Source organism: Coprococcus sp. AF38-1 (genome assembly GCF_003603945.1).
Classification (GTDB): Bacteria; Bacillota; Clostridia; order Lachnospirales; family Lachnospiraceae; genus Coprococcus; species Coprococcus aceti.
Window position 1 is genome coordinate 191,519 of the sequence record NZ_QVGO01000006.1, and the last position, 25,975, is coordinate 217,493.

Sequence of the window (25,975 nt, forward strand, 5' to 3'; positions counted from 1 at the left end):
AGAAGATTCGTTGAGAGGTGATTTGATTGGCAAATACCAAAGAAATCCAGAATAGAATAAAGAGTATCAAGGATACTCAGAAGATCACCAATGCAATGTATATGATCTCATCTTCCAAGCTGAAAAAGGCCAGGACAGATCTTGAGAATACGGAGCCGTATTTCTACACACTTCAGGTTGCCCTTGCCAGAATGCTCAGACATGTTCCTGAGATGGAGCACTTGTACTTCGACAGTAGAGAGGGAATCAAGGAAGAGGACAGAAGACGTGGATATCTTGTGATCACCGCCGATAAAGGTATGGCAGGAGCTTACAACCACAATGTAATCAAAATAGCTGAGCAGGAGCTTGCAGCCCACCCGAACAGTGAGCTGTATGTAGTCGGCCAGGTTGGAAGACACTACTTCGCCAAGAAGGGAGTGCCTATAGATATACATTTCCAGTATACAGCGCAGAATCCTAGTCTTCACAGAGCCAGAGTCATAGCGGACAAGATGCTTGAAAACTATGAGAACGGCGATATAGATGAAGTATACATCATATATACCAACATGAAGAGCAGTGTGGTCGTGGAGCCACAGATGATACAGCTTCTCCCTATGAAGAGAACTGACTTCGCAGGCGTTCCTGCGGATGTGTTCCACGAGGAGATCACCATGGAGCCTTCACCTAAGGCGGTGCTTGACCGAATCGTGCCAAACTGCGTCATGGGATATATATACGGTGCTTTGGTAGAGTCCTTCTGCAGTGAGCAGAACAGCCGAATGATGGCGATGGACTCAGCCACAAAGAGTGCCAAGGAGATGCTAGATGATCTCAATATCAAATACAACAGAGCAAGGCAGGCAGCCATAACGCAGGAGATCACAGAGATCGCGGGCGGCGCCAGAGCTCAGAGAGACAGGAGCTAATAAGCTCAATAAATAATTGTAAAGGAGGTCTGATGTTTTGAAAAATGGTAAGATAGTACAGGTCATGGGACCTGTCGTAGACGTAGAATTTCCAGACAACGATCTGCCATACATCAAGGATGCTCTTGAAGTAGATAATCATGGAAAAAAATGTGTTATGGAAGTAGCACAGCACGTAGGAAATAATACAGTAAGATGTATCATGCTGTCCGCCAGCGAGGGACTTTCAAGAGATATGGAAGTCGTTGCGACCGGATCAGGAATCAAAGTTCCAGTAGGAAATCAGACACTTGGACGTCTGTTCAACGTGCTTGGTGAGACAATAGATGGCAAGGAGGATCTCTCAGACACAGAGCACTGGGTAATCCACAGAGAGCCGCCAACATTTGAGAATCAGAGTCCTGTCATCGAGATACTTGAGACAGGTATCAAGGTCATAGATCTTCTTGCACCTTACTCAAAGGGTGGTAAGATCGGTCTGTTCGGCGGTGCCGGAGTTGGTAAGACAGTCCTTATCCAGGAGCTTATCCAGAATATCGCATCCGTACATGGTGGATACTCAATATTCACCGGTGTTGGAGAGCGTTCAAGAGAGGGAAATGATCTGTGGACAGAGATGAGCGAGTCAGGCGTTATCGACAAGACCGCCCTGGTGTTCGGACAGATGAATGAGCCACCTGGAGCCAGAATGAGAGTTGCAGAGACAGGACTTACAATGGCAGAGTATTTCCGTGATGTAAATCATCAGGATGTGCTTCTGTTCATCGACAATATATTCAGATTTACACAGGCAGGTTCAGAGGTTTCATCACTTCTCGGACGTATGCCATCAGCCGTTGGTTATCAGCCAACACTTGCAAATGAGATGGGTGAGCTTCAGGAGCGAATCGCATCTACCAAGGAAGGATCAGTCACGTCAGTCCAGGCCGTATATGTGCCAGCCGATGACCTTACAGATCCTGCCCCAGCCACAACATTTGCGCATCTGGATGCAAATACAGTTCTTTCAAGAAAGATCGTTGAGCAGGGTATCTATCCGGCAGTAGATCCGCTGGAGTCAAGCTCACGAATTCTTGAGGCTGATATAGTCGGCGAGGAGCATTATAATGTTGCAAGACGTGTACAGGAGATACTTCAGAAGTACAAGGAGCTGCAGGATATCATCGCAATCCTCGGTATGGAGGAGCTGTCAGATGAGGATAAGCTTACAGTTACCAGAGCCAGAAAGGTTCAGAGATTCCTGTCACAGCCATTCCATGTTGCTGAGAACTTCACAGGTATTCCTGGAAAGTATGTAAGTCTCAAGGATACGATCAAGGGCTTCAAGATGATCGTTGACGGTGAGATGGACGAGTATCCTGAGTGGGCATTCTTCAATGTAGGTACTATAGAGGAAGTAAAGGAAAAGGCCGAGAAAGGTCAGTAAAGGAAGTGCGTAGATGAATACATTTTATCTGAGAGTTATTTCCAGCAATAAGATATTCTTCGAAGGCCGAGTAGAGAAGATCATTCTTCCACTTGAAGATGGAGAGAAAGCGGTTCTTGCACATCACGAGAACATGGTCATAGCCACCAGCATAGGCGAGATCAGGATTACCACCAGCAAGGGTGAGCAGGTAGTCGGTGTTGTCGGTGAGGGCTTTGTTCAGATAGTAAATAACCGAGTTGTCCTTATCGTGGATTCCGCAGAGAAGCCGGAGGATATCGACAGGGTCAGAGCCAAGGAGGCAAAGATCAGAGCGGAAGAGAGACTCAGACAGAAAGAGAGTCTGAAGGAATACAAGCAGAGCGAGGCATCACTTGCCCGTGCACTCACAAGACTCAGAGTGACAGAGAAGATATAAAACCTAGCGCAGAAACCCCAAGCGCCTGCTTGCAGGCATTTGGGGGTTTCAAGCGGTTTTAACGAGAAGTCGTTCGGCGTAAGCCGAACATAGAGCGCGTCAGCGCGGGACTTCGAGTCTAGAAGAATCCCGTCAGTCGAAAGTGCAGCGGGACGAAGACAGAGCGCGTTAGCGCGGGACTTCGAGTCTAGAAGAATCCCGTCAGTCGAAAGATGCAGCGGGACGAAGACAGAGCGCGTCAGCGCGGGACTTCGAGTCTATTATAAAAGGCAGTGCCAGCAGCGGGACGATGAAACCGATGTGGCGTTGCCTTTTTATGTGCAGACACAATAGGTAAAATGTTACTTGACAACTTTTGCCTTTACTGAGAAAATTACTAGATAGTATATGGTTCACTGTATATACAGTGAACTATGTATATAAGAGTTTATGAAAAAGAGGACGTGTGCATGTATATGCACACATTTTTGAGTTAAAGGTATTTGGTTAGAGGTATTTATGTTAAGATTTATTTGGGTAATAGTTTCGTGCTTGTTTCTGATCATGTACTATGTGCCAAAGATGTCGTATTATGCTAGACACCCGGAAAAATATGGTGAGGATATATGTTATCAGATGGCACAGGTTATGTGCAATCATGTGAGACGTCGTGCTTTTATCAAGACGGTTGCCACGGGTATGGAGAACCTTCCTAAGGAGGGTGGATATATCATGTATGCCAATCATCAGGGTAAGTATGATGTACTGGGAGTTATAGTTTCCCATGACAAACCGATTACGTATGTCATGGATGCCAAGAGGTCGAAGCTGTTCATAGCAGATCAGCTTACGGATCTTGTGAAGGCACAGAGACTTGACAAGGAAGACATAAAGCAGCAGGTACAGGTTATAAACGATGTATCCACGGAGATCAAGGCGGGAAGGAGATATATTTTATTCCCGGAGGGAGGATACGATCACAGTCACAATGAGCTCAAGGAGTTCATGCCGGGAAGCTTCAAGATCGCCAAGAAGGCGAAGTGTCCTATCGTTCCAGTCGTGCTGTATGATTCCTTCAAGCCATTTGAAGGATGGTCACTGAGGCGTGTGACGACACAGCTTGCATTTCTGGAGCCGATCCCATATGAGGTTATAGCGGATAAGACGACCACAGAGATCAGGGATATGGTCGTTGACAAGATCCAGAGGAAGCTTGATACGATGGAGACAATGAATTGTTGGTAACGATATATGGATAATTATTCTGAACGGGCAGGTCATGTTGATGATCTGCCCGTTCGGGGGTTACGGAAGCTAGGTGTTGACTATATCAAATCAGGTGAATACAATATAAAAGGGTATTTAACCACAAAAACAAGGATTGGGAAGTAGAGATATGGGACAGAGTAAAGAGAGAAACAGTAATGAAAAAAGCGGATTCCTCAAGAAGCTTATAATAGTTCTGGCAGTGGCGATCGTGGTAGTATTTGCGGTATTTTATGTGATCTATTACAGATTTTCATATCAGGCGGACAAGCTGGCAAAGGAGACCGCCCGCATATACGCATTTGGCGATGGCGGAGAGATGGCTGACATGATAGCCCCGGGATACGTGAAGAAGTTTGAGGATTCGTCAAAGGTTTTGTCGGTGAGTGACATACAGGACATATATATAAACAAGTTCAGAGCGTATACAGATGAGCAGGTCGGGGATATAGATACGATCGAGTGCAAGGTCACCGATATACAGGCGGTGAGCAATATAGAGGATGTGCAGCAGCAATTTGCGGACAACGGAGTTAAGGGCGTGTCCCAGTACAGAAGTGTGGAAGCCGACTGGATAGTGACAGGCAAGGATGGCGGCGAGGTCACGGTACACGTTCAGGAATGTATGTTGAAGTGCGACGATGGCTGGTATGTGGACTATGTCCGTATGCCGGATGAAATAGACAGCATGAGTACGCCGGTCGATTCCGGGGATGCTGACAGTGAGGAGACAACAGAGGCGGAGACCACTGAATAATATTGTGTGTATAAGATTGGAAGGGCATACAGTATACAAGAAAGAAGGCTGACAAAAAATGTATGATGTGAGATCCATGAAGGCAGAGGACTTCATAGATGATGGCGAGATCCGTGAGACGCTGGACTATGCGGATCAGAACAAGGACAATGTGGAGCTTATCGACAGTATCATAGAGAAGGCAAAGCTCAGGAAGGGGCTTACCCACAGGGAGGCATCCGTGCTTCTTGCGTGTGAGATGCCGGACAAGATAAATGAGATATATGATCTGGCGGAGCAGATCAAGAAGGACTTCTACGGCAACAGAATAGTTATGTTCGCGCCGCTGTATCTGTCCAACTACTGTGTAAATGGGTGTGTGTATTGTCCGTATCACATCAAGAATAAGCATATAGCCAGAAAGAAGCTCACCCAGGAAGAGGTGAGACGGGAGGTCATAGCACTGCAGGATATGGGTCACAAGAGACTGGCCATTGAGGCCGGTGAGGATCCTCAGATGAATCCTATCGAGTACATCCTGGAGTGTATAGACACGATATACAGCATCAAGCACAAGAACGGTGCAATAAGGCGTGTAAATGTAAATATAGCGGCGACCACAGTGGAGAACTACAGGAAGCTGCACGAGGCAGGAATTGGAACGTACATCCTCTTCCAGGAGACCTACGATAAGGAAGCGTATGAGAAGCTTCATCCATATGGACCGAAGCATGACTATGCATATCACACAGAGGCTATGGACCGTGCTATGGAAGGTGGTATAGACGATGTGGGTCTGGGAGTGCTCTTTGGTCTGGACAAGTATAGGTACGAATTTGCGGGGCTGCTGATGCATGCGGAGCACCTTGAGGCTGTTCATGGAGTTGGTCCGCACACCATCAGTGTGCCAAGAGTCAAGAAGGCTGACGACATAGATCCTGAGGCATTTGACAACGGAATAAGCGACGATGTATTCTGCAAGATCGCAGCATGTATCAGAATCGCCGTTCCTTATACAGGAATGATAATCTCCACAAGGGAGAATCCAAAGGTCAGGGACGAGATCATAAGGCTTGGAGTGTCGCAGATAAGTGGTGGTTCCAAGACCAGTGTGGGTGGTTACTATGAGCCGGAGCCAGAGGATGAGAAGTCGGAGCAGTTCGATGTCAGTGACACGAGAACTCTGGATCAGGTTGTGAACTGGCTGATGACCAAGGGCTATATACCATCGTTCTGTACGGCATGTTACAGAGAGGGCAGAACCGGCGACAGGTTCATGAGCCTGTGCAAGAGCGGACAGATACAGAACTGCTGTCATCCGAACGCACTCATGACGCTGGAGGAATATCTGGTGGATTATGCTTCGCCGGAGACCGCGGAGATAGGCCGGAGACTCATACAGGATGAGCTGAAGAATATTCCGAATGAGAAAGTCAGACAGATAGTGGTCGAGAGACTTGACAGGATAAAGCACGGAGACAGAGATTTTAGATTCTAACACATTGTGGAGGAGCAAAATGAGTTTAAACGATACACCGTCGGCAAACAGAGTGCATATAGGTTTCTTTGGATGCAGGAACGCAGGCAAGTCCAGTCTGGTAAATGCAGTGACGGGGCAGAGCCTTGCTGTTGTGTCGGATGTGGCGGGAACCACCACGGATCCGGTGTACAAGTCCATGGAGCTGCTTCCGCTTGGACCGGTGGTCATCATAGATACACCGGGAATAGACGATACCGGCGAGCTGGGTGAACTCAGGGTGTCGAAGACCAGACAGGTGCTTGCGAAGATAGATGTCGCTGTGCTGGTGGCTGATGGTTCGGTTGGCCTTTCGGCGGCGGACAGGGAGCTCACAGAGCTTTTCAAAGAGAAGAATATAAATTATATAATTGCGTACAATAAGAGTGATCTAGTTAAGGATGATACACTGGTTCAGAATTCAGCGGAGAATTCCATATGGGTCAGCGCAGAGCGCAGACAGGGAATAGAGGAGCTGAAGGAATTGATAGGAAAGCTCACGGTGACAGACACCATGACCAGCCGGCTGGTAGGAGATCTGATACAGCCGGGTGATATGGTGGTGCTGGTCATACCGATAGATTCTGCAGCTCCGAAGGGCAGGCTGATACTTCCGCAGCAGCAGGTCATAAGGGATGTTCTTGAGACCGGAGCTACGGCTGTGGTGTGCAGGGACACGGAGCTTGAGGATACTCTGAGACGGCTGGAGGGGAAGGTATCTCTGGTGGTCACTGACTCCCAGGCATTTGCAAAGGTTATGAAGATAGTGCCGGATGACATATATCTGACGTCATTCTCCATACTTATGGCAAGGTTTAAAGGGCAGCTTGATGCGGCGGTAAATGGCGCATATGTCCTGGACAGGCTGAGGGATGAAGGCCAGCGTACAGATGCGGACAGCAGACCTCCAAGGATACTCATAGCCGAGGGCTGCACCCATCACAGACAGTGTGATGATATAGGAACTGTGAAACTGCCGAGATGGATACGCAGATACACGGGACTTGAGCCTGAATTTACATTTGTCAGCGGAACGGAATTCCCGGAGGATCTGACAGGATATGATCTGGTGATACACTGCGGAGGCTGTATGCTGAATGAACGCGAGATGAAGAGTCGTCAGGGAAGGGCGGAGCAGCAGAGTATCCCGATGACGAATTATGGAACTGCTATAGCTCATATGAATGGGATTCTTGACAGGAGTCTGAGGATTTTTCAGACAAAGACGGATATATAAATATTTGGATGAAAGGTGATCGATATGGCAAAGACAGGTTTGGTACTTGAGGGCGGCGGCCAGAGAGGCATATATACCGCCGGAGTCCTGGATGTGTTCATGGACAATGATATAGAGGTCGACGGTGTCATAGGGGTGTCGGCGGGAGCCATACATGGACTCTCCTATGTGGCGAGACAGAGAGGGCGCAACATGCGTTACAATATGAAGTACAGGAACAACAAGCACTACATGAGCCTGTACTCCCTCATAACTACAGGAGATATCTGCAGTGAGCAGTTCTGCTACCACGATATCCCGGAGAAACTGGATCCACTTGACTACGATGCATTCCTTGCAAATCCTACGAAGCTCTATGTGGGATGTTCTAATCTGGATACAGGAGAGGCGGAGTATCTGGAGTGTACGGACATGAGAAAGCCTGAGGATGTGAATAAGGTGAGGGCTTCGGCATCCCTCCCACTGGTGTCCAATATTGTAGAGGTCGATGGAATGAAGCTGCTGGATGGAGGTGTATCCGACAGCATACCGATATTTGCATTCAGAAGGATGGGCTACAGGAGAAATATAGTAGTTCTGACAAGACCGGAGGGATACCGCAAGGGCCCGGACAAGATGCTCAGGCTGGAGGCCGGAAGGTACAGGGAGTACCCTGAGTTCGTTAAAAGATGTCACATGAGACACATGTATTACAACAAGACCCTGGACAAGCTGGAGGAGCTTGAAAAGGAGGGTGATACGTTGATAATCAGACCGAGTGAGACTATAGAGATATCAAGGCTTGAGAAGAAGCCGGAGATGATCGAGGCCATGTATGAGCTGGGTGTGTACGATGCAAAGGAGAAATTGCAGCAGGTTAAGAAATTCCTGCGTGAGAGTAAGGAAGAAAGCAGGGACTACACACATGGACAGGCGCAGCAACAGACGGCGGTTACACAGCAGACCCGATAATGGAATATATGACATATTGATACTTTCGGGAATGGACATTCCTGAGAGTGTGGATACACAGAAGAAGGCACAGGAGAATCACAGCAAAATGGCTGAGACTCCTGTGCCTTCTCTCATACTGTCACTTTCGGTATCTACAATATTCACCATGCTGGTGGCAACCTCCTACAATATTGTGGACACTTATTTTGTCTCAGATCTTGGAGAAAGCAGTGTGGCCGCAGTGGGGATCATGTTCTCTGTCATGGCATTGATACAGGCTGTGGGTTACACCTGGGGCATGGGAGCTGGAAGTGAGATAGCGAGACTCCTCGGTAAGCAGAAGAAGCGTGAGGCGGAGCAGACGCTTGCCACGGCACTGGCGGGAGGAATACTGTCGGGCGCGGTCATGGCGGTTATATTTGCCGTGTTCAGGGAGGATGTGGTAAGACTTCTGGGGGCCACGGACACAAGTCTTGCTCCTGCTGGGCAGTATGGAATATATATCATGCTCGCGGCTCCGGTCATGTGCGGTGCCTATGTTCTGAACAATGCCCTGCGGGCTGAGGGGCAGCCGTATCTTGCCCTGCTGGGTATTCTGGCAGGAGGACTGTCAAATGCGTTATTTGACTATATATTGGTGAGAGTGCTTGGACTTGGAATAGCCGGTGCAGGCATAGCGACCCTTGCCGGACAGGGGATAAGTCTTGCCATAATGTATATATGTGTCAGGTCAAGGTGCAGCGTGGTAAGGCTGCATATATCAGACTTGTGGAGCTTCAGATATGGGGTGCGTATAGTGAGAACAGGGCTGCCATCCTTCCTGAGACAGGGGCTCATGTGCCTTGCGGCGGTCATGATAAGCAGAAGCTGTAGGCAGTACGGAGATGGAGCCATGGCGGGCATCACAGTTGCAAATAAGATATTTGCAGTCATATTTGCGGTGTTGGTGGGCTATGGGCAGGGATTTGCCCCGGTGTGCGGGTTTGCCTATGGTGCAGGACTTTCATCCAGGGTCAGGGCATCTCTGAGATTTACTATGATAACTGCGGTTATATTCATGTGTGCCATGGGTGCTGCGACTTGGGTGTGGGCATCCGAGGTGGCCGGTGTATTCTTGCATGAAGGTGGCACTCAAGCTATGCAGCTTGCGGCGCTGTCTCTCCGGGCGCATGCCATATCCATGCCGTTTGCAGCTGTGTGTCTGGTGACCGGAATGTACTATCAGGCTCTTGGAGCATATGGAAAAGCCACCCTCATATCCGCCCTGCGGCAGGGAGTATGTTTTATACCATTGGTATTCATACTGCCGCGCATGTATGGCGTAGATGGAGTGGCTTTTGTCCAGGCCGCCGCCGATGTGCTGGCGGGGATTGTCTCGGCCTTTTATCTGCTATATACAAATGAAAAATAGTCCGTGTTTATCATCTCGTCCGATATATACAGCCGGTTTTCAACCTCCTCGATCATCTGATCCACGTATCCATCAGGGATCTGTGACTCAGGGACGAAGTAAGAGGTCTCCCCCGTGCTGGCATCGTACCTGACCTTGTCGGTCATAAAGCTTTGATCCGCGAAGATCACAAGCTCATCGGAATCGGACAAAATGTTGCGTCCTGCCAGGAGTCTTGAGTCAAAGTCGGCTCCGAGAAGGTTTAACACAGTTGGAAGTATGTCCACACTGGAGCAGAGCTTGTCGACAACTACTGGCTTCTCCATGGATGAGCTCCATATACCAAACTGGTTGTGGTGAAGCTCAAAGTCATCATTCTCTATGTCCTTGCCCGCAAGCTCGTTGTAGGTGCCGTCGCTGAGTCCGTAAGGATAGTGGTCAGGTGCCACGATGAACAGAGTGTTGTCCAGCTTGCCAGTCTCTTCCAGCTTATCCATCAGGAATTCCAGAGCCTTGTCAAGCTCCATCTGGGCTGCAACATAGGCTATGGCCTCATCTGAGTACCCTTTTCCGGAGAGGACATTCTCGGCTCCCTCCCTGTTAATCATGCATATATACTGATTGTCGTAATTGTAAGGCAGATGGCCGGAGAAACTCATAAAATACATGTTAAATTTGTCATCCTGAATGAAATCCCCATACACAGCCTCCATACATTCGAGATCGGAATACATAACGTGGTCAGGAATATCCAATCCTGCGCCGATGGCCTTGAAGGTGGTGTAGCCCATATTCGGATGGGTTCTTGTTCTGTCGTAGTATGTGGCATCAAAGTCGTGGTAGCCGTAGCTCTTGTAGCCCTGTGCGTTCAACATATTGCCGAGGGCGTATGGCTGATAGGTGTCCGCGGATGCCTCAAAGCTCCATTTGGAGGATGCCGGATACTGGCTGAGGCAGTTGGTATATTCGCCGTCTATGGTGCTGTGATACCACAGTGGGTTGTAGAAGTTAGTAAATTCAAAGCCTTCGTGATAAATCTTGTACAGTGTCGGTGTGGCCTCCCTGGATATTCCATATGTACTGAGACTTTCAGCGGTGACAAATACCACATTGTACCCCTCGAACATGCCGGTGTATTCGTCCGTGTAAGTTGGCTGTACCCCCGAGAAATATGCCGTCAGGCTTTTAAGCTCCTCGTCATCTGTCTGATTGTACAGACTTTGGAAATCTATGCTTTCATCGACCTGCGGAACATATACAGGCTCGTCGGCCTGGGTTGATCCTGCCGCCTGATCTGAGCCGCCGGTCTGAGAAGCTGATGAAAAATCTGTCTCGTCCGCAGATGCGGCATTGATATCTGATGCGGCAGTCTGTGCATCTGACTGATTATCTCCAATATCTGCAAGCTCAAATGTCTTGCTCTGGCTGCTCTGAGTCACCATGGTCACACAGTCTCTTCCCGTGGTGACCATGACTCCAAGCTTGTTCATGGACAGTTCAAGTACATAGCGTCCGTGGAACAGTGCATATGGAGTGTAGGCCGCAGTCCCGTGCACTGCCAGAATACAGATGGCAAGTACCCATGCAGCTGCGGAGATACCCAGCTGCACCAGTACTGCCCTGAGCACACCAGGCTTCTGCCCGATGCGGCATCTGCCAAATGAAAACCAGAACCTGTTCATGATGATAAGACATATAAGTGGCAGCAGGAACAGCACTATGATATACCAGTTGGATCGCAATGCTGAAAAAAGCACAGTCCTGAAGTTCATAGCATCCTGGGCACCGCCGATGGACACCAGACTCAAAAATGTTCTGAATATCTTATAGTATACAAATTGTGCAATATAGTAGATCGTAAATATACTCCACAGCAGGTAGGCTATGGCTGCATTTGCATATCTGTGCCAGAAGGAGGTCAGTGCTGACAGGGTAAGTCCGCATGCCAGCGCAAATGTCAGGGGATGTAGTATGCTGCTGCCTGCAGATCCATAAATTGCAATGTGAAACAGGAGCTCCATATAAATAAAGGCCAGCGGAAAGAATATGGAACGCCACAGCAGACCACTGTGTCTGCTTTGAGTTGTATCTGTTTTCATCGGGCATCTCCTTATTCGCGTGTGAGTATGTCGTCAAGTGCGCCCCTCACTCCTATAGGATCTGTGACCAGAAGAGTGTGGAAACCAAGCTTTGCGGCGGCATCGAGATTCGCCTGCCTGTCATCAAGAAAAATGGATTCCTCAGGGACAAGGTTATATTTGTTGCAGAGATGCTCATAGATGGCGGCGTCTGGCTTGGTCACGTGGTATTCATAGGAGACCACTCTTCCGTCCGTGTAAGGCAGGAAGTGGAATCTAGGCGTGTGGAGTGCAAACAGTCTTCTTGGGTAGTTGGACAGGAGGTAGATGTTGTAACCTCTGGACTTGAGATCCTTGAGCCACATGTCGGCTCCCGGGAACATATCCACCACTTCATCGAGATTGTTCATGAACAGGTCTATGTAGCTGCTGCATTCCGGGCTGAGTTCCTTGAAACGTTTGATGAGCTCTGGCTCAGGCATATCGTCCAGGTCAAAATGATTCCACATAGGGTGGTTTATCATGTTGTGATCAAGAGTATCTATCACGTCCGCTGGTATGCCAAGCTTCTCCATGGTGCTTTTCCAGTGGAAGTCTACGAGGACCATGCCAATATCAAAGATTATATTTTTCATATGTATATTCCTTTCGTGTCGTATGCTGCCGTATAAGTGCATATTATGTCGTCACAGAAATTTTAACTCATAATAGGACAAAAATATACTCAAATATTTGCGGAAATGCTGGCAAATACCTAATATGCTTGTTTACAGTTTTCCGGTCACAGTGTTACAATGATTAAATCGGCAATGTAAGGGGAAATACAGTGTATGATATACGTATTTGTGGACTTTGAAATGAATATGATAGATTCAGAGTATAAGAAGGAAAAGAAAATATGTAAGAGCGAGATCATAGAGATCGGTGCAGTTAAACTGGATGAAGATTATAATGAGATAGATTCGTTTAAGAGTTATGTGAAGCCGGCATATGGAACCATGGCTTCGCGTATAATAAAGCTCACAGGAATAACAGATGATATGGTGGAGAATGCTCCTTCATATGCTTTTGCCATGGGGAGCTTTATAGAGTGGTGTGCTGATGCCGATGTGATATACGCATGGAGTGAGAATGACCTGAGACAGCTCCGCAAGGAGGCCAGGCTGAAGGAATACACGCACCCCGGGCTGGAAAGTATCATATCAAGGTGGAAGGATTTCCAGAAGGAATATGCCAAGCTCATAGGAACGTCAAGAAGGATATCACTGTCGGACGCTGTGTTTTATCTGGGAGAAAACTTTCAGGGGGCAGAGCATGATGCCCTGTGGGATGCCAGGAATACCGCTGAGGTGTTCAAGCTCTCAAAGAATGAGGAGAATTTTTTCAGGATCATGGCCCCGGTCATCGATGTGTACAAGCCCAAGAAGAATCTGACATATTCCCTGTCCGAGGCATTTGGAGATATACATCTGGATGAATAGATATGTAATTGATGACTACATAGAATAATAATGTGGATTATTAGGAGGACTTCATGAACTGGAATAAGAGGGATACAGTGAGGACCGTGATTATATTGTGCGGTGTGGTGCTGTTTGCATATGTACTGTTTAATTTTGATAAGGTGTCCAGTATGTTCAGCTGGCTCATCAATATACTCATGCCATTTGTCATAGGATTTGCCATAGCATTTGTGGTGAATGTACCTATGAAGGGACTTGAAAAGGTATTGTTTAAGAATAAAGACAGCAGACTGTACAGGTTCAGGAGACCAGTGTGCCTCATACTGTCGTTTCTGTGCATAATAGCTGTTCTCACGTTTGCAATAACTATGATCATACCTGAGATGTCCAAGACTATAACTATGTTTGCAGAGAAGCTGCCATCGGCCATGGATGATATACAGAGGAAGGCAATCAAGCTGATGAAGGACCAGCCGGAGATAGTGGATAAGATAAAGAGTATCAATATTAATTGGGATGCACTTATATCAAATGTGGTTGGTATTGTGAAGAACGGCGGCAGCAGTGTATTGTCTTCCACGTTCTCCATTGCCAGCAGTGTGGTAGGCGCCGTGGTCGATGTTCTGGTGGGACTGTTCTTTGCGTGCTACATACTGGCTCAGAAGGAGACTCTGGAGAAGCAGGTAAAGGGTGTATTGTATGCGGTGTTCAGGGAAGAAAAGGCGGACCGATTCATTCAGACTTGTGTTCTTGCGGATAAGACCTTCTCCAAGTTCATCTCAGGTCAGTGCCTTGAGGCGTGCATACTTGGACTTATGTTTTTCATTACGATGACCATATTCCGTATTCCGTATGCGCTTACGGTCAGCATCATCATAGCAGTATTTGCACTGATCCCGGTCGTTGGAGCATTTGTCGGATGTTTTGCCGGAACGATTATGATCCTGGTAGAGGATCCGAAGCGTGCCATAGTGTTTCTGATCATATTTGTCGTGCTACAGCAGATAGAGGGTAACTTCATATATCCTCATGTTGTTGGTGGTTCGGTGGGACTTCCATCTATATGGGTACTTGTGGCGGTCATGCTTGGAGGTGATATGTTGGGCATTCTGGGTATGCTCATATTTGTACCGCTTTTCTCCGTCCTGTATGCGATGTCTGAAGAATATGTGGTTAAGAGACTCAGAGACAAGGGCATATCGTGGAGGAAATATAATCTGGCATGCAACATCCCCGAGGGGCGATGGAATGGAAGGCTGGATGAGGAATGTGCGTCTGATGTCAGCAATGTGGACGCCGGGCAGACCGGGACGAATGAGTCAAATGCACCGGGCAGTACAGCCGGAAGCGGCAATTCTGGAAAAAATAACACAAGCAGAAACAATACGGGAAGAAATAGCTCAGAAAGAAATAACATTGAAAGAAACAATACAGGCAGAAACAGTAACAGAAATAAAAACTACAAGAAGAGAAAGAAATAACGGCTCATATATGGCATCATCTGTGTGGTGATACATATAGCCGTTCAGAAAGAAGGATATACACATGTACAGAGACATAGCGAAATTGGTTTTATACAGAGATCTTGGAGAGAACAGCATACTTATGAAGCTGTCTGGAATATTTGAGGATTTTGATCTCAAGAGGTGTGAGAATGCGGAGCTGTGTGCCCGCATATACGATCAGATCAAGAGACTTCTGGATCTTGCTACCAGTTATGGATTCGATAAGAATCTGTGGCACAACTATCTGGCATTTATACTCATCACCAATGAGAACTCATTCAGTATAACAAGTGAGAAGGTGGGAGCAAATGACGGAACAGTTAATTATTTCGCCAAGAATGATTTCAGGATATTCAAGAAGCTGTTCGACTTCGATTTCTCAGAGATAGAGAGCGCACTTGGAATAGACTGTTTCTCAACTATCAACAACTATAGGTCCATAGGCAAGAAGGAGAGAATGTACAATAAGAATGTCAGTGAGAAGGTTCAGGCTGTCAGCAATGCCATAGAGGAGGCAGAGAACGAGGACCAGATATTTGATATAGTTACATCATTCTACAAGGCATATGGTGTTGGTATGTTCGGTCTCAACAAAGCGTTCAGGATCACCCGTGAGCATGGAGATCTGGAGTTTGTACCTATAAATAACACAGAGGATGTCATGCTGGATGATCTCATCGGATATGAGATCCAGAAGAAGAAGATCGTGGACAACACTGAGGCATTTGTGGAGGGCCGCAAGGCGAACAATGCACTTCTCTTTGGTGACAGTGGAACAGGAAAGTCAACCACGATCAAGGCGATCATCAACGAGTACTATGACAGAGGACTTCGTATGATAGAGATATACAAGCATCAGTTCCAGGATCTGTCGCAGGTCATATCGCTTATCAAGAACAGAAATTACAGATTTATCATATACATGGATGATCTTTCATTTGAGGAATTTGAGATAGAGTACAAGTACCTCAAGGCTGTCATCGAGGGTGGACTTGAGATCAGACCTGACAATGTGCTCATATATGCCACATCCAACCGCCGTCATCTCATCAAGGAGACATGGAACGACAGGAATGATATGGAGAATAACAATGGTATTCACAGAAGTGATACCATTCAGGAGAAGCTGTCACTGGTCAACAGATTCGGAGTCACGATCAGCTACAGCGCACCTTCACAGAAGGAATACTTTGAGATCGTCAAGGGACTTGCTGAGAAGGAGCACATCACCATGGACGAGAAGGAGCTCTGCGCAGAGGCAAACAAGTGGGAGCTTGCACATGGCGGCATAAGCGGACGTACTGCACAGCAGTTTATCAACTACCTTAAGGGGCAGGGATTGTAAAAATAATTGCTGTTGAACTACGGTTTATATTTTGTTATTATTAAGTTAATTTTGTAGAGCAAGATACTTTGATAAGGAGTGTGGAAAGATGATAGATCTTAGCAGCAAGAAAGGTAAGACACTGGTATCCAGAATAATTGTTGTGGTTCTGTGTATCGCTATGGTTGTTACACTTTTAGTTTCAGCATTCTAATAGGAAAACAGGTCGAATTGGAGAGTAGATATGAGAGGAAAGTTTGGAGAGCACCAGACGGTGCGATCGATACTTAAGAGTCTGCCACGTACTGTCCACGACGATGTGACGAGAGCCGGAATAGGAGATGACTATGCCCGGCTCTTGTTGCGTGATGGGGGTAGCGGAGACACCGGCGCAGCTAAAAGCGTGAATGTTGCGGCTGGTGTGTGCTGTGACAGCGGGTATATGGGACTCAGACTTGATATAGCGAGACTTTACAACAGTATAAGGATTGGCGGATATATGCCATGGGCGGCAGTAGATACCATAGTTATGCCTGATGACGATGAACGACGCATGAAGAAACTGCTCAGAAAGCTTGCGGGCATATGTGTGGAATATAGAGTAGATATTATTACGGGGCATACCGAGGTGAATAATGCTGTATCTGAGCCGGTTATAAGTGTGACTATGATGGGAAGGCATGCAGGTCAGGAATATGCAGGATATGATGATTTAGACCTGTGTGGATCAAAACGACTGGCCGGTATGGACATTGTTATGTGTGGACAGACTGGTGTTGGTGGAACCCTGAAGATCTATTATGACAATCAGAAGGAACTTTTTGAGAGATATTCGGAGAGCTATCTGAGACCTGTGGAGCAGCTCGAGCAGCTTATACTGCTTGGCGGCCAGGTTGACATAGCATTTGACCATGGCTGTATATATTCACACGACATATCGAGGGGCGGCGTATTTGCAGCTCTCTGGGAGATGGGAGATGCGCTGAAGTGCGGGCTTGAGGTATGTCATGACAATATACCGATACTTCAGGAGACAATAGAGATATGTGAGCACACCGGGGATAATCCGTATATGATAGATGGTTGTGGTTCTGCACTCTTCGTAGTTCCGGATGGAAAATTGCTGGCTGATAAGCTCTATGAGGCAGGATATGAGGCTTCAGTCATAGGCCATCTTACGGAAAAAAGCGATAGGGTTGTAGTGCACGACGACGAGAGGAGATTTCTTACACCGCCAAGGTTTTTATAGGAGGAGTAGTATGCTAAATATAGTATTACATGAGCCGGAGATCCCGGCCAATACAGGCAACATAGGAAGAACATGTGTGGCAGCAGGCGCAAGACTGCATCTCATAGAGCCGCTGGGCTTCCAGATAAATGAGAAACAGCTGAAGCGTGCCGGGCTTGATTACTGGGACAAGCTGGATGTGACAACATATGTGAATTTCGAGGATTTCCTTGCAAAGAATCCCGGAGCAAAGATATACATGGCGACAACCAAAGCCAGGAAGAAGTATACAGATGTGAAGTTTGAGGATGACGCATACATCATGTTCGGCAAGGAGAGCGCGGGTATACCTGAGGAGATCCTGGTTGATTATAAGGATACATCTATCAGGATTCCGATGTTCCCAGACATTCGTTCACTGAATCTGGGCAACTCTGTGGCAATAGTGCTGTATGAAGCACTCAGACAGAATGATTTCCCAGGTCTAGAGGAAGCAGGAAATCTACATCGTCTTAGTTGGGACATGTAGTGATAGAGGGGGAATATACATGGCGTATCCTACAAGTGGAAAAAAGATGCTGAACATATGCATTCTGGACATACTGAAGAAATATACGGACTGTGACCACACCATGGATCAGAAGGATATCATAGCGAAGCTCAAAGAGGACTATGATATCACCGTGGACAGAAAATCCGTAAAGGCAAATCTCAATTGTCTGGTGGATTATGGCTATGACATTGAGTATACCGAGACGGAGAGAGAGAAGAAGGACGGCACAAAGGAGACACTTACATCAAACTGGTATTATAATCACGAGTTTGACGATGCAGAGCTTCGAATGATGATAGATAGTATCCTGTTCTCCAAGACCATACCGGCTGGTCAGGCGAGCCAGCTTATAGACAAGATAGCAGGTCTGTCAAATATATATTTTACAAACAAGATGACGCATGTGAGCAGTCTTCCGGGTCTCGAGCACACCAGCAACAAGCAGACACTGTTCAACGTGGGAATGATAGATGATGCCATATCTGAGAAGAAGCAGATATCATTTGTGTACAATAATTATGGTGAGGACAAGAAGCTTCATCCGAGGCGGGAGGAGCCGTACGTAGTCAATCCGTATCAGATGGTGGCGAATGACGGAAAGTATTACCTCATCTGCAATTACGACAAATATGACAATCTGTCGAATTACAGAGTGGATAAGATGACACAGGTCCAGATAGTTGACAGGCCTGTGAAGAACCGCACAGAGGTAAAGGGAATGGAGCATGGACTCAACCTTCCAAAGCATATGGCTGAGCATATCTATATGTTTGCCGATGAGCCGGTGACCATAGTGATGCGTGTCAGAAAGACTGCCATATCGGATGTGGTGGATTGGTTTGGAAGAAACTTTGATGTGGTCGATGAAAATATAGCCAGACAGTACGAAGGCTTCAGGGAGACTGAGGATGATGTAACTTACGTGCGGCTTGTGTGCAGCCGTCAGGCGATGGCGCACTGGGCGATGCAGTATGGAACCTCGGTGGAGGTCATTTATCCCACAGAGCTCAGAGCCCAGATCGGTGAGGCTGTAAAGGAAATGAATAACAAATATAATAATTAAAGAGATGGCTGTCAGTATAATTCAAAAAACTGGCAGCTTTTTTATAAAAAAATCGCTTTTACTGCAAGAAAACACAGATTTTGATCGGAATATATATTAGAAACACACGGGGAGGTGAATGATATAGTAACTAGGAACAATTATATATCGAAGCTGAAACGGCATAATGAGAAAGCTCTGGAGTTTGTGGTTCAGGAATATGGCGGGCAGGTGAAAGCCGCTGTGTACAAGAATCTTTCGGGCATGCCGGAGGAAATTGAAGAGTGCATGGACGATGTGTTTCTGGATGTATGGAACAATATAGACAGATTTGACGAGAGCAAAGGCTCGTTCAGAAGCTGGATAACGGCAATTGCAAGATTCAGATCCATAGATTATCTGAGAAGATACAGCAGAAGATGTTCGGAGGAAGACATAGCAGACTATGAGAACAAGCTTGCAAATGACAACCTGCTGGAGATACTCAATGAGGAGATATCGGACAGCATGGAAAAGCTGCTGAGTGGTCTGTCGGATGAAGACAGGGACATCATTCTGAGGTACTACTGGGATGACCAGTGTGTAGATGAGATAGCGGAAGATTATGGGGTATCTTCATCATCTATCTACAGCAGAATGTCCAGAGCAAGAAGTCGATTGAAACAAGTGTAAAGGCGGTGAATGATCATGAAAAACGGAAAAGACAGAAATGTATATGACGTTATGAACGATGTAAATGTGGACATTGAGACCATGGATATGTCGGATGAAGAGAAGGATGCCTGTGTGAAGAGGCTCAGGCACAAGGTGAAGGCGAGGAAAACCGGAAGAAATCATGGATGGAAGACGGCGGCAGCGGCAGTGGCGGCTGTTCTGATCCTGTCGGGAGGCGGACTGACATATGCGGCAGAGAACGGCTCGCTGGCATGGTTTTTTGACAGCCTGAGCAGGGAGACTGGAAGTGTTATTCCATCAAAATATGTGGACGAGAGCTACATAAATAACGAGTATAAGGGCAGTGTAAAGGTGATAACCGAGTCCGATGCAAAAGTAAGCTTTGATCTGAAGAAGGTAGCAGTGGATGGCGATCAGGTCAACATTGCGATGGTGATCACATACGATGACTTTGACACAGAAAAATATGAGAGCTTTGATGCTCAGATGCAGATAATAGAAGGCGGTGCGAACATCGTCAGTGAATATGCGGGCAGCACGGCTCCTGGCGATGGAATCTCGCTCACGAACAAGCAGACAATGTCTGATATTGTATACAAGTTAAAAAAGAAAAATGCATACAAGGTGGGGGATGTCATCACCATGAGATGTAACAGCATTACCCTGTTCAACAAAAATAAATCAAGTGATGGCGCGGTCACCTATGTAGCAGACGAGGTGGATGGCCCTTGGACCTTACAGTTTAAGGTTCAGGATGATATGCAGGGACATAGTGTGGATGTATCCGGCATAGATGGCATTGAAAAATGTACAATAAATACAAAGGGCATAACCATTGACATTGCTGAAAATGCGGCGGTCGATGATGACTCGCTGGAGAATATAATACTTGAGATGACAGACAATAAAGAATTGAAAGATGTAGTATATGGAATCGGCAAGACCGGTGATGGCGACAGCATACAGAGAATGGAGTTGAACTTCACTAAGCCGATAGATGTTTCACAGGTGAAAAATGTGTGGATAGATGGTAGGAAATGTAAAGTGAAATAAATAGAGCCGGGTATTACAACAGAGACATTCTCTGGGGTAATACCCGGGCTTTAATATTCTGCGATATGTTATGAATCCTTGATCCTGAATTTGCCATTGCTCTTCACGCCGGATGATGACACGTTTGCTTCGGAGTGTTCTTCGCTGTGTGCTTCAATGTGAACAGGCTTGATAGGCACCTGCATATCCTTCTCCTTAGGAAGAGAGAAGATAAATTCGCTTCCCTCGCCCTCCTCGGATGTGAGGGTGATCTGCTCGCCGTGAGCCTTGATGATCTCCTTGGTTATGGCCAGTCCCAGTCCGGTTCCGGTCTTGTCCTTGCCGCGGCTCGGATCCGTCTTGTAGAATCTCTCAAATACCTTCTTCTGGGCATCCTTTGGAATTCCCACACCCTCATCCTTGACACTTGTAAATATCTTGTTGTCCTTCTCGGTCACCTGAACTCTGATCTGACGTCCCTCAGGTGTGAACTTTATGGCGTTGTCAACCAGATTGTATATAACCTGCTGTATCTTGGTCCTGTCGGCATATACCACGGTGTTGTCCGTGAGAAAGACGCTGTCCAGGAAAATTCCCCTGTCATTACATCTCTTTTCAAATGTATTGATGGTTGGCGTGATGATATCCCTGATATCGAAGTTGGACTTGTCAAGCTGCAGGTCAAATGAGTCAAAGTTGTTCAGCTCCAGAAGTCCCTGTGTCAACTTGGTCAGTCTCTGTGCCTCATTTAACACTATGCCGAGGTACTTCTCATGCTTTTCCAGTGGAATAGTGCCGTCCAGCATGGCCTCTATGTAACCCTTGATGGATGTGAGTGGCGATCTGAAGTCATGGGATATATTTGATATAAATGACTTCCTGTACTCATTTGAACGGCTCAGCTCATCTGCCATCTCCTCCATGTATCTCGCAAGTTCGCCGAATTCGTTCTTCGCGGTCACATTTACCCTGGCATTGAAGTTACCCTGGGCGTATGACTTGGACGTCTTGATGATCTCACGTATAGGCTTGAGCAGGCTGTTTGACATGAGCATAAGCGCGATCATGGCGATCAGCATGAGAATCAGGAATGGCACAAATGTCGTTGAAAGCATCCTGCTCTTTATGTCCTGTTTGAATGTCATAGGTGATGTCAGGATGATAGTTCCCATGTAATTGTTCCACGAGTAGAGAGGCTGGCCGATCACCAGAGTGTCCTCCGAGAAATAGCCGCCAAATGTATTCTCGAAGCAGAATGATGCAAACAATTCATCCGGTTCCACATAATTCTTGAGGTTGTCATTTGTGCTGCTGTGTGAATCTGAATCCTTGGAAGATCCACCGGATTCACTGCTTCCTGAAGAGCTTCCCGACCTGAAAATAATGTTGCTGCGTTCATCGGTGAGCCAGATTCCCATGTCCAGGGTATCCGCCGCATGTTGAAGCTCCTTGTATAATTCCTTGCTGTCAATGGTTCCGTTGCTGTAATCAGTCATGGCGCCGTCGGCAAGCATTGTGATCTCGTTTTTCATGGTGGATTTGCGCTCTGAGAGAACAGAATTCTGTGCTGTTGATATACTGTACACCATGAGCAGTGCAAATATGATCACAACCAGCACTACGAATCCGACCACGATCTTGTCAAATGCTGTTTTCTTCATTATGATCTCCATTCAAACTTGTAGCCTATGCCCCATACAGTGGCAATGCTCCAGTTATGATTGTTGTTCAGCTTCTCACGAAGTCTTTTGATATGTACATCCACGGTCCTCGTGTCGCCTACATACTCGTATCCCCACAGCTTGTCCAGAAGCTGCTCCCTGGTGAATACCTGATTAGGCCTGCTGGCGAGGAAGTAGAGGATCTCCAGCTCCTTTGGCGGCATCTCGAGATTGTGTCCCTCAAAGGTTACAGTGTAGTTGGAGATATTTACGACCAGCCCGTCATACTCCACAAATGTACCTACATGGTCCGCACTTGTGACATCGTAAGCTGCGCTCTGTGGCTGCTTCTGTGCACTCTCAGTCATGGCTGACCTTCTGAGAAGGGCGCCGACCCTTGCCACAAGCTCATTTGAGTCAAATGGCTTGACGATATAATCATCTGCACCGATCTTAAGCCCCAGCACCTTGTCAAATACCTCACCCTTGGCAGAGAGCATGATGATAGGCGTGTTCGATGTCTTTCTTATCTCTGTACACACCTGGTAGCCGTCCATTCCCGGAAGCATGACATCCAGGAGAACCAGATCAGGCGAATATTCTTCAAATAACTGCAGAGCTTCCGTTCCGCTTGCGGCTATCTCGGTCTCATAACACTCTTTGTTGAGGTAGAGTGATATAAGCTCTGCGATGTTCTCGTCGTCGTCAACGATGAGAATATTATTTTTGCTCATATATATAACCCTCCCAGTAAATTTATAATAATATAGTTTGTAAAAAATCCGAAGGCGTACACCGATTTCATTGTTGAAGCATTATTTTAAAGTTCCACTATGGTGACTCCCGCATCACCCTCTCCGAATTCTCCGAGACGGAAGGACTTGACATGTGGCTGTGATTTCAGAAATTGATGTATTCCTTTTCGGAGGGCACCGGTGCCCTTTCCGTGGATGATGGTGACTCTGTGCAGATGTGCCATAAGGGCATCATCAAGGAATCTATCCACAAGTGATGTGGCTTCGTCGACCGTCATACCGAGTACATTTATCTCAGGCTTGATATTCATCATCCTGTTCATGCTCTTGCCACCTGTGACTGTGGCCTTCTGCGGTTTCTTCTTTTCATGCTCAACCAGCAGAAGATCAGTAGGTGGAAGAGCCGCGCTGATTATACCCATCTGGACCTTCAGCTTACCCTTGGAGTCAGCCAGTGCCATGATGGTTCCCTCGGAATCCATGCTGATAACATGTACGGTATCGCCAACCTTGAAGTCGGATGCCTTGTGGTCTGACTTTACAGTCTTGCGCTTCTCCTCGTTCATCCTGCCGAGGTCGTTGATCTTCGCGCGGAGTTTCTGTCTCTCGGCCTCCATCGCCTTGGCATCGGCCTTTGACGGGTTAGTGGTCCATTTGTTGTATTTCCTTATAGCGGCATCGGCCTCAGCCTTCGCCTCCTCTATGATCTCGGATGCCTCCTGGCGCGCCTTTGCCAGAATCTCGGCTTTCTTGTCTGAGAGCTCTGTATCCTTCATCTGTGCACGTTCCTGAAGCTGCTTTGCATCCTCCTTGAGTCTTGCAATGTCGGCTTTGTCCTGTTCAATCTCCCTCTTGCTTCTCTCAAGATCCGCAATCAGGGTCTCAAAGTCAACTGTATCGCTGTCGATATTGGCCTTGGCGCTCTCGATGATGCTATCGTCGATTCCAAGCTTCTTCGCTATGGCGAAAGCATTTGACTTTCCAGGAATACCAATCATCAGTTTATATGTCGGCTGGAGTGTTGCCACGTCAAATTCGCAGCTTGCATTTTCGACACCCGGTGTGCTCATGGCAAATGTCTTGAGCTCACTGTAGTGTGTGGTTGCCATACATCTGACACCCATGTCGTTCAGATGTGACAGGATGGCGATGGCAAGTGCTGCACCCTCTATAGGGTCCGTACCGCCGCCCAGCTCGTCGAAGAGAACCAGACTGCCGGGGGTGACATGATCCAGTATGTACACGATGTTGCTCATGTGGGATGAGAATGTGGACAGATTCTGCTCTATACTCTGCTCATCTCCGATATCGGCAAATACGTCGTCAAATACATTCAGTCTTGAACCGTCAAGTGCCGGAATATGAAGTCCGGACTGTCCCATGAGTGAGAAGAGTCCCAGAGTCTTAAGTGATACCGTCTTACCACCGGTGTTAGGACCGGTCACGATGAGGAGGTTGTAGTCCTCACCCAGTTTGATGTCCACAGGTACGACGGTGTGCTTCTCCAGCAGCGGATGTCTTCCCTGCTTTATATCGACGATCCCATTGGTGTTGAATACCGGTTCGGTTCCCTTGTAGCTTCTTGCAAATGAAGCTCTTGCAAAGATGAAATCCAGTTCAGCCAGAGTGTCGAAGTCGTATTTTATGTATTCGATCTCCGCTGCGGTCTGCGCTGACAGAGATTCAAGTATCTTCTCAATCTCGGCAAGCTCCTGATTGTCCAGCTCCTTCAGCTCGTTGTTCAGGTTCACGATGGCCATAGGCTCGATGAACACTGTTGCTCCGGTCGACGACTGGTCGTGTATCATACCAGGAAAATGGTTCTTGTACTCGGCCTTGACCGGGATACAGTATCTGCCGTTTCTCATGGTTACCAGGTTATCCTGGAACATGGTCTGCTTGCTGGTATCGCTGACAAGCTTTGCAAGCTGGTTGTGCAGCTTTTCATTTGTCAGTCGTTTGTTCCTTCGCACGGCCTTGAGTCCTGATGAAGCGTCATCGGCAAATTCATTCTCGGAAATAATGCATCTGTGGATCTCTCTGGACAGATGCTCCAGTGGCATGAGCTCCAGAAATCTCGTGCGCAGGCTGTCAGGACATGTGGTGCCATCCGGGTTCATGCTCAGACCAAGCATCTTGTTGGAGATTTTCTCCTCCTCAATCTGCTCCTTGCTGCGTCTTCTCGTATCTGTCATGCTTGTGCCCTCGTTCTCACCGTATCTCTTGGCTGTGGCAGCCAGGTCCAGCATGCTTGCCACATCAAGCAGTTCTGCGGTTGTGAGGATTCCCTCAACCTCAAGTCTCTTTAGAGATGCCCCGATATCTTTAAGTCCTGCAAATGACAGATTGCCCTGGGTGTTCAGACGACGAAGAGCATCCCTTGTCTCCTGCTGGAGCGTCTCGATCATGGCGAGATCCTTGCGGGGCTTTATGCGCTGACACTTCCTCTTCGCCATGGGTGATGAGGCAAATGTTGTCAGCATCTCAACTATTTTGTTGTATTCTATAACTCTTAATGTTCTTAGATTCATTTTCTGTGTTCCTTATTATTTAACTTTTTATTTTATAGTGCTTATGTAAATTCGTTTATATAAATATGTTCATACAAATGCAGATTTGTAAAATTCATATGCACGGGCATGAATCTTGTGATCATATGATGAATAGGATCAGTGTTTAACTCGATAAGTGCATGAAAAGCATAATTAAATATATATAAAGACTCTAATTATAAACATACATAATTGATTATACCCCTTATAATTATAGAGCGTCAACATATTGCAGGTGTAGAAATAGGCACATTTTCCCTGATTAATTCAGCGGCTGTGGTTGCGGGAGGAACAC

22 protein-coding genes are annotated in these 25,975 nt (G+C 47.0%); 17 read left to right on the forward strand and 5 right to left on the reverse strand.

The genetic code is table 11. From position 1 onward, the window contains the following. The first annotated feature begins 26 nt into the window (after positions 1 to 26). The 9 genes from atpG to DW025_RS10440 all read left to right on the forward strand — a co-directional run bounded on the left by atpG (position 27) and on the right by DW025_RS10440 (position 9,833). Positions 27 to 911 carry an ATP synthase F1 subunit gamma gene (atpG, locus tag DW025_RS10400; protein ID WP_022216971.1) on the forward strand — a complete coding sequence of 295 codons (885 nt, stop codon included), beginning with the start codon at positions 27 to 29 and terminating at the stop codon, positions 909 to 911. Between the two features lie 37 nt (positions 912 to 948). Then, positions 949 to 2,337: a F0F1 ATP synthase subunit beta gene (atpD, locus tag DW025_RS10405; RefSeq protein WP_022216970.1), complete on the forward strand. Its 1,389-nt coding sequence runs from the start codon at positions 949 to 951 to the stop codon at positions 2,335 to 2,337. Between the two features lie 13 nt (positions 2,338 to 2,350). Continuing rightward, positions 2,351 to 2,755, forward strand: coding sequence for an ATP synthase F1 subunit epsilon (atpC, locus tag DW025_RS10410; RefSeq protein WP_117550214.1), 405 nt, complete (start codon positions 2,351 to 2,353; stop codon positions 2,753 to 2,755). A gap of 498 nt (positions 2,756 to 3,253) precedes the next feature. Beyond that, entirely contained in the window at positions 3,254 to 3,979 is a 726-nt protein-coding gene (locus DW025_RS10415) for a lysophospholipid acyltransferase family protein (RefSeq protein ID WP_022216968.1), read from the forward strand. Positions 3,980 to 4,130: 151 nt separating this feature from the next. Further along, a complete protein-coding gene (locus DW025_RS10420) occupies positions 4,131 to 4,757 on the forward strand; it encodes a hypothetical protein (protein WP_022216967.1) in 627 nt (208 codons plus the stop codon). A gap of 58 nt (positions 4,758 to 4,815) precedes the next feature. Continuing rightward, complete coding sequence (hydG, locus tag DW025_RS10425; RefSeq protein WP_119999822.1) at positions 4,816 to 6,234, forward strand: [FeFe] hydrogenase H-cluster radical SAM maturase HydG; 1,419 nt, start codon at positions 4,816 to 4,818, stop codon at positions 6,232 to 6,234. 19 nt (positions 6,235 to 6,253) lie between these two features. After that, positions 6,254 to 7,489: a [FeFe] hydrogenase H-cluster maturation GTPase HydF gene (gene hydF, locus DW025_RS10430; RefSeq protein ID WP_119999824.1), complete on the forward strand. Its 1,236-nt coding sequence runs from the start codon at positions 6,254 to 6,256 to the stop codon at positions 7,487 to 7,489. A gap of 24 nt (positions 7,490 to 7,513) precedes the next feature. Next, the gene (locus DW025_RS10435) at positions 7,514 to 8,440 is read left to right on the forward strand and encodes a patatin-like phospholipase family protein (protein ID WP_118016932.1); all 927 of its coding nucleotides are present in this window, start codon (positions 7,514 to 7,516) and stop codon (positions 8,438 to 8,440) included. Further along, complete coding sequence (locus DW025_RS10440; RefSeq protein WP_119999826.1) at positions 8,394 to 9,833, forward strand: MATE family efflux transporter; 1,440 nt, start codon at positions 8,394 to 8,396, stop codon at positions 9,831 to 9,833. The genes DW025_RS10435 and DW025_RS10440 overlap by 47 nt, the downstream gene beginning before the upstream one ends. On the opposite strand, the gene DW025_RS10445 is transcribed toward DW025_RS10440, so the two are convergent. Both DW025_RS10445 and DW025_RS10450 read right to left on the reverse strand, forming a co-directional pair. Then, positions 9,806 to 11,911 (reverse strand): LTA synthase family protein, encoded by a 2,106-nt coding sequence (locus tag DW025_RS10445; RefSeq protein ID WP_119999828.1) that lies wholly within the window; start codon positions 11,909 to 11,911, stop codon positions 9,806 to 9,808. The genes DW025_RS10440 and DW025_RS10445 overlap by 28 nt on opposite strands. 11 nt (positions 11,912 to 11,922) lie before the next feature. Next, a complete protein-coding gene (locus DW025_RS10450) occupies positions 11,923 to 12,525 on the reverse strand; it encodes an HAD family hydrolase (protein WP_117550224.1) in 603 nt (200 codons plus the stop codon). A gap of 195 nt (positions 12,526 to 12,720) precedes the next feature. Here DW025_RS10450 and DW025_RS10455 point away from each other — a divergent pair, with 195 nt between their 5' ends. The 8 genes from DW025_RS10455 to DW025_RS10490 all read left to right on the forward strand — a co-directional run bounded on the left by DW025_RS10455 (position 12,721) and on the right by DW025_RS10490 (position 20,733). Beyond that, a complete protein-coding gene (locus DW025_RS10455; protein WP_119999829.1) occupies positions 12,721 to 13,371 on the forward strand; it encodes a 3'-5' exonuclease in 651 nt (216 codons plus the stop codon). A 53-nt stretch (positions 13,372 to 13,424) separates the two neighbouring features. Then, entirely contained in the window at positions 13,425 to 14,834 is a 1,410-nt protein-coding gene (locus DW025_RS10460; RefSeq protein WP_022216961.1) for an AI-2E family transporter, read from the forward strand. 64 nt (positions 14,835 to 14,898) lie between these two features. After that, positions 14,899 to 16,203, forward strand: coding sequence for an ATP-binding protein (locus DW025_RS10465; protein ID WP_119999831.1), 1,305 nt, complete (start codon positions 14,899 to 14,901; stop codon positions 16,201 to 16,203). Between the two features lie 223 nt (positions 16,204 to 16,426). Beyond that, complete coding sequence (locus DW025_RS10470; protein WP_119999833.1) at positions 16,427 to 17,431, forward strand: AIR synthase family protein; 1,005 nt, start codon at positions 16,427 to 16,429, stop codon at positions 17,429 to 17,431. Positions 17,432 to 17,441: 10 nt separating this feature from the next. Further along, complete coding sequence (gene trmL, locus DW025_RS10475; RefSeq protein ID WP_022216959.1) at positions 17,442 to 17,939, forward strand: tRNA (uridine(34)/cytosine(34)/5-carboxymethylaminomethyluridine(34)-2'-O)-methyltransferase TrmL; 498 nt, start codon at positions 17,442 to 17,444, stop codon at positions 17,937 to 17,939. A 19-nt stretch (positions 17,940 to 17,958) separates the two neighbouring features. Next, the gene (locus DW025_RS10480) at positions 17,959 to 19,026 is read left to right on the forward strand and encodes a WYL domain-containing protein (protein ID WP_119999835.1); all 1,068 of its coding nucleotides are present in this window, start codon (positions 17,959 to 17,961) and stop codon (positions 19,024 to 19,026) included. Positions 19,027 to 19,140: 114 nt separating this feature from the next. Beyond that, positions 19,141 to 19,677, forward strand: coding sequence for a sigma-70 family RNA polymerase sigma factor (locus DW025_RS10485; protein ID WP_055224066.1), 537 nt, complete (start codon positions 19,141 to 19,143; stop codon positions 19,675 to 19,677). A 15-nt stretch (positions 19,678 to 19,692) separates the two neighbouring features. Beyond that, positions 19,693 to 20,733 (forward strand): hypothetical protein, encoded by a 1,041-nt coding sequence (locus DW025_RS10490; RefSeq protein ID WP_118649628.1) that lies wholly within the window; start codon positions 19,693 to 19,695, stop codon positions 20,731 to 20,733. Positions 20,734 to 20,801: 68 nt separating this feature from the next. Here DW025_RS10490 and DW025_RS10495 read toward each other — a convergent pair whose 3' ends face one another. The 3 genes from DW025_RS10495 to DW025_RS10505 all read right to left on the reverse strand — a co-directional run bounded on the left by DW025_RS10495 (position 20,802) and on the right by DW025_RS10505 (position 25,659). Continuing rightward, the gene (locus DW025_RS10495; protein ID WP_243104964.1) at positions 20,802 to 22,373 is read right to left on the reverse strand and encodes a sensor histidine kinase; all 1,572 of its coding nucleotides are present in this window, start codon (positions 22,371 to 22,373) and stop codon (positions 20,802 to 20,804) included. Continuing rightward, positions 22,373 to 23,107, reverse strand: coding sequence for a response regulator transcription factor (locus DW025_RS10500; protein WP_015534659.1), 735 nt, complete (start codon positions 23,105 to 23,107; stop codon positions 22,373 to 22,375). The genes DW025_RS10495 and DW025_RS10500 overlap by 1 nt, the downstream gene beginning before the upstream one ends. Positions 23,108 to 23,193: 86 nt before the next feature. Next, positions 23,194 to 25,659, reverse strand: a complete 2,466-nt coding sequence (locus DW025_RS10505; RefSeq protein WP_119999839.1) for an endonuclease MutS2 — start codon at positions 25,657 to 25,659, stop codon at positions 23,194 to 23,196. Between the last annotated feature and the right edge of the window lie 316 nt (positions 25,660 to 25,975).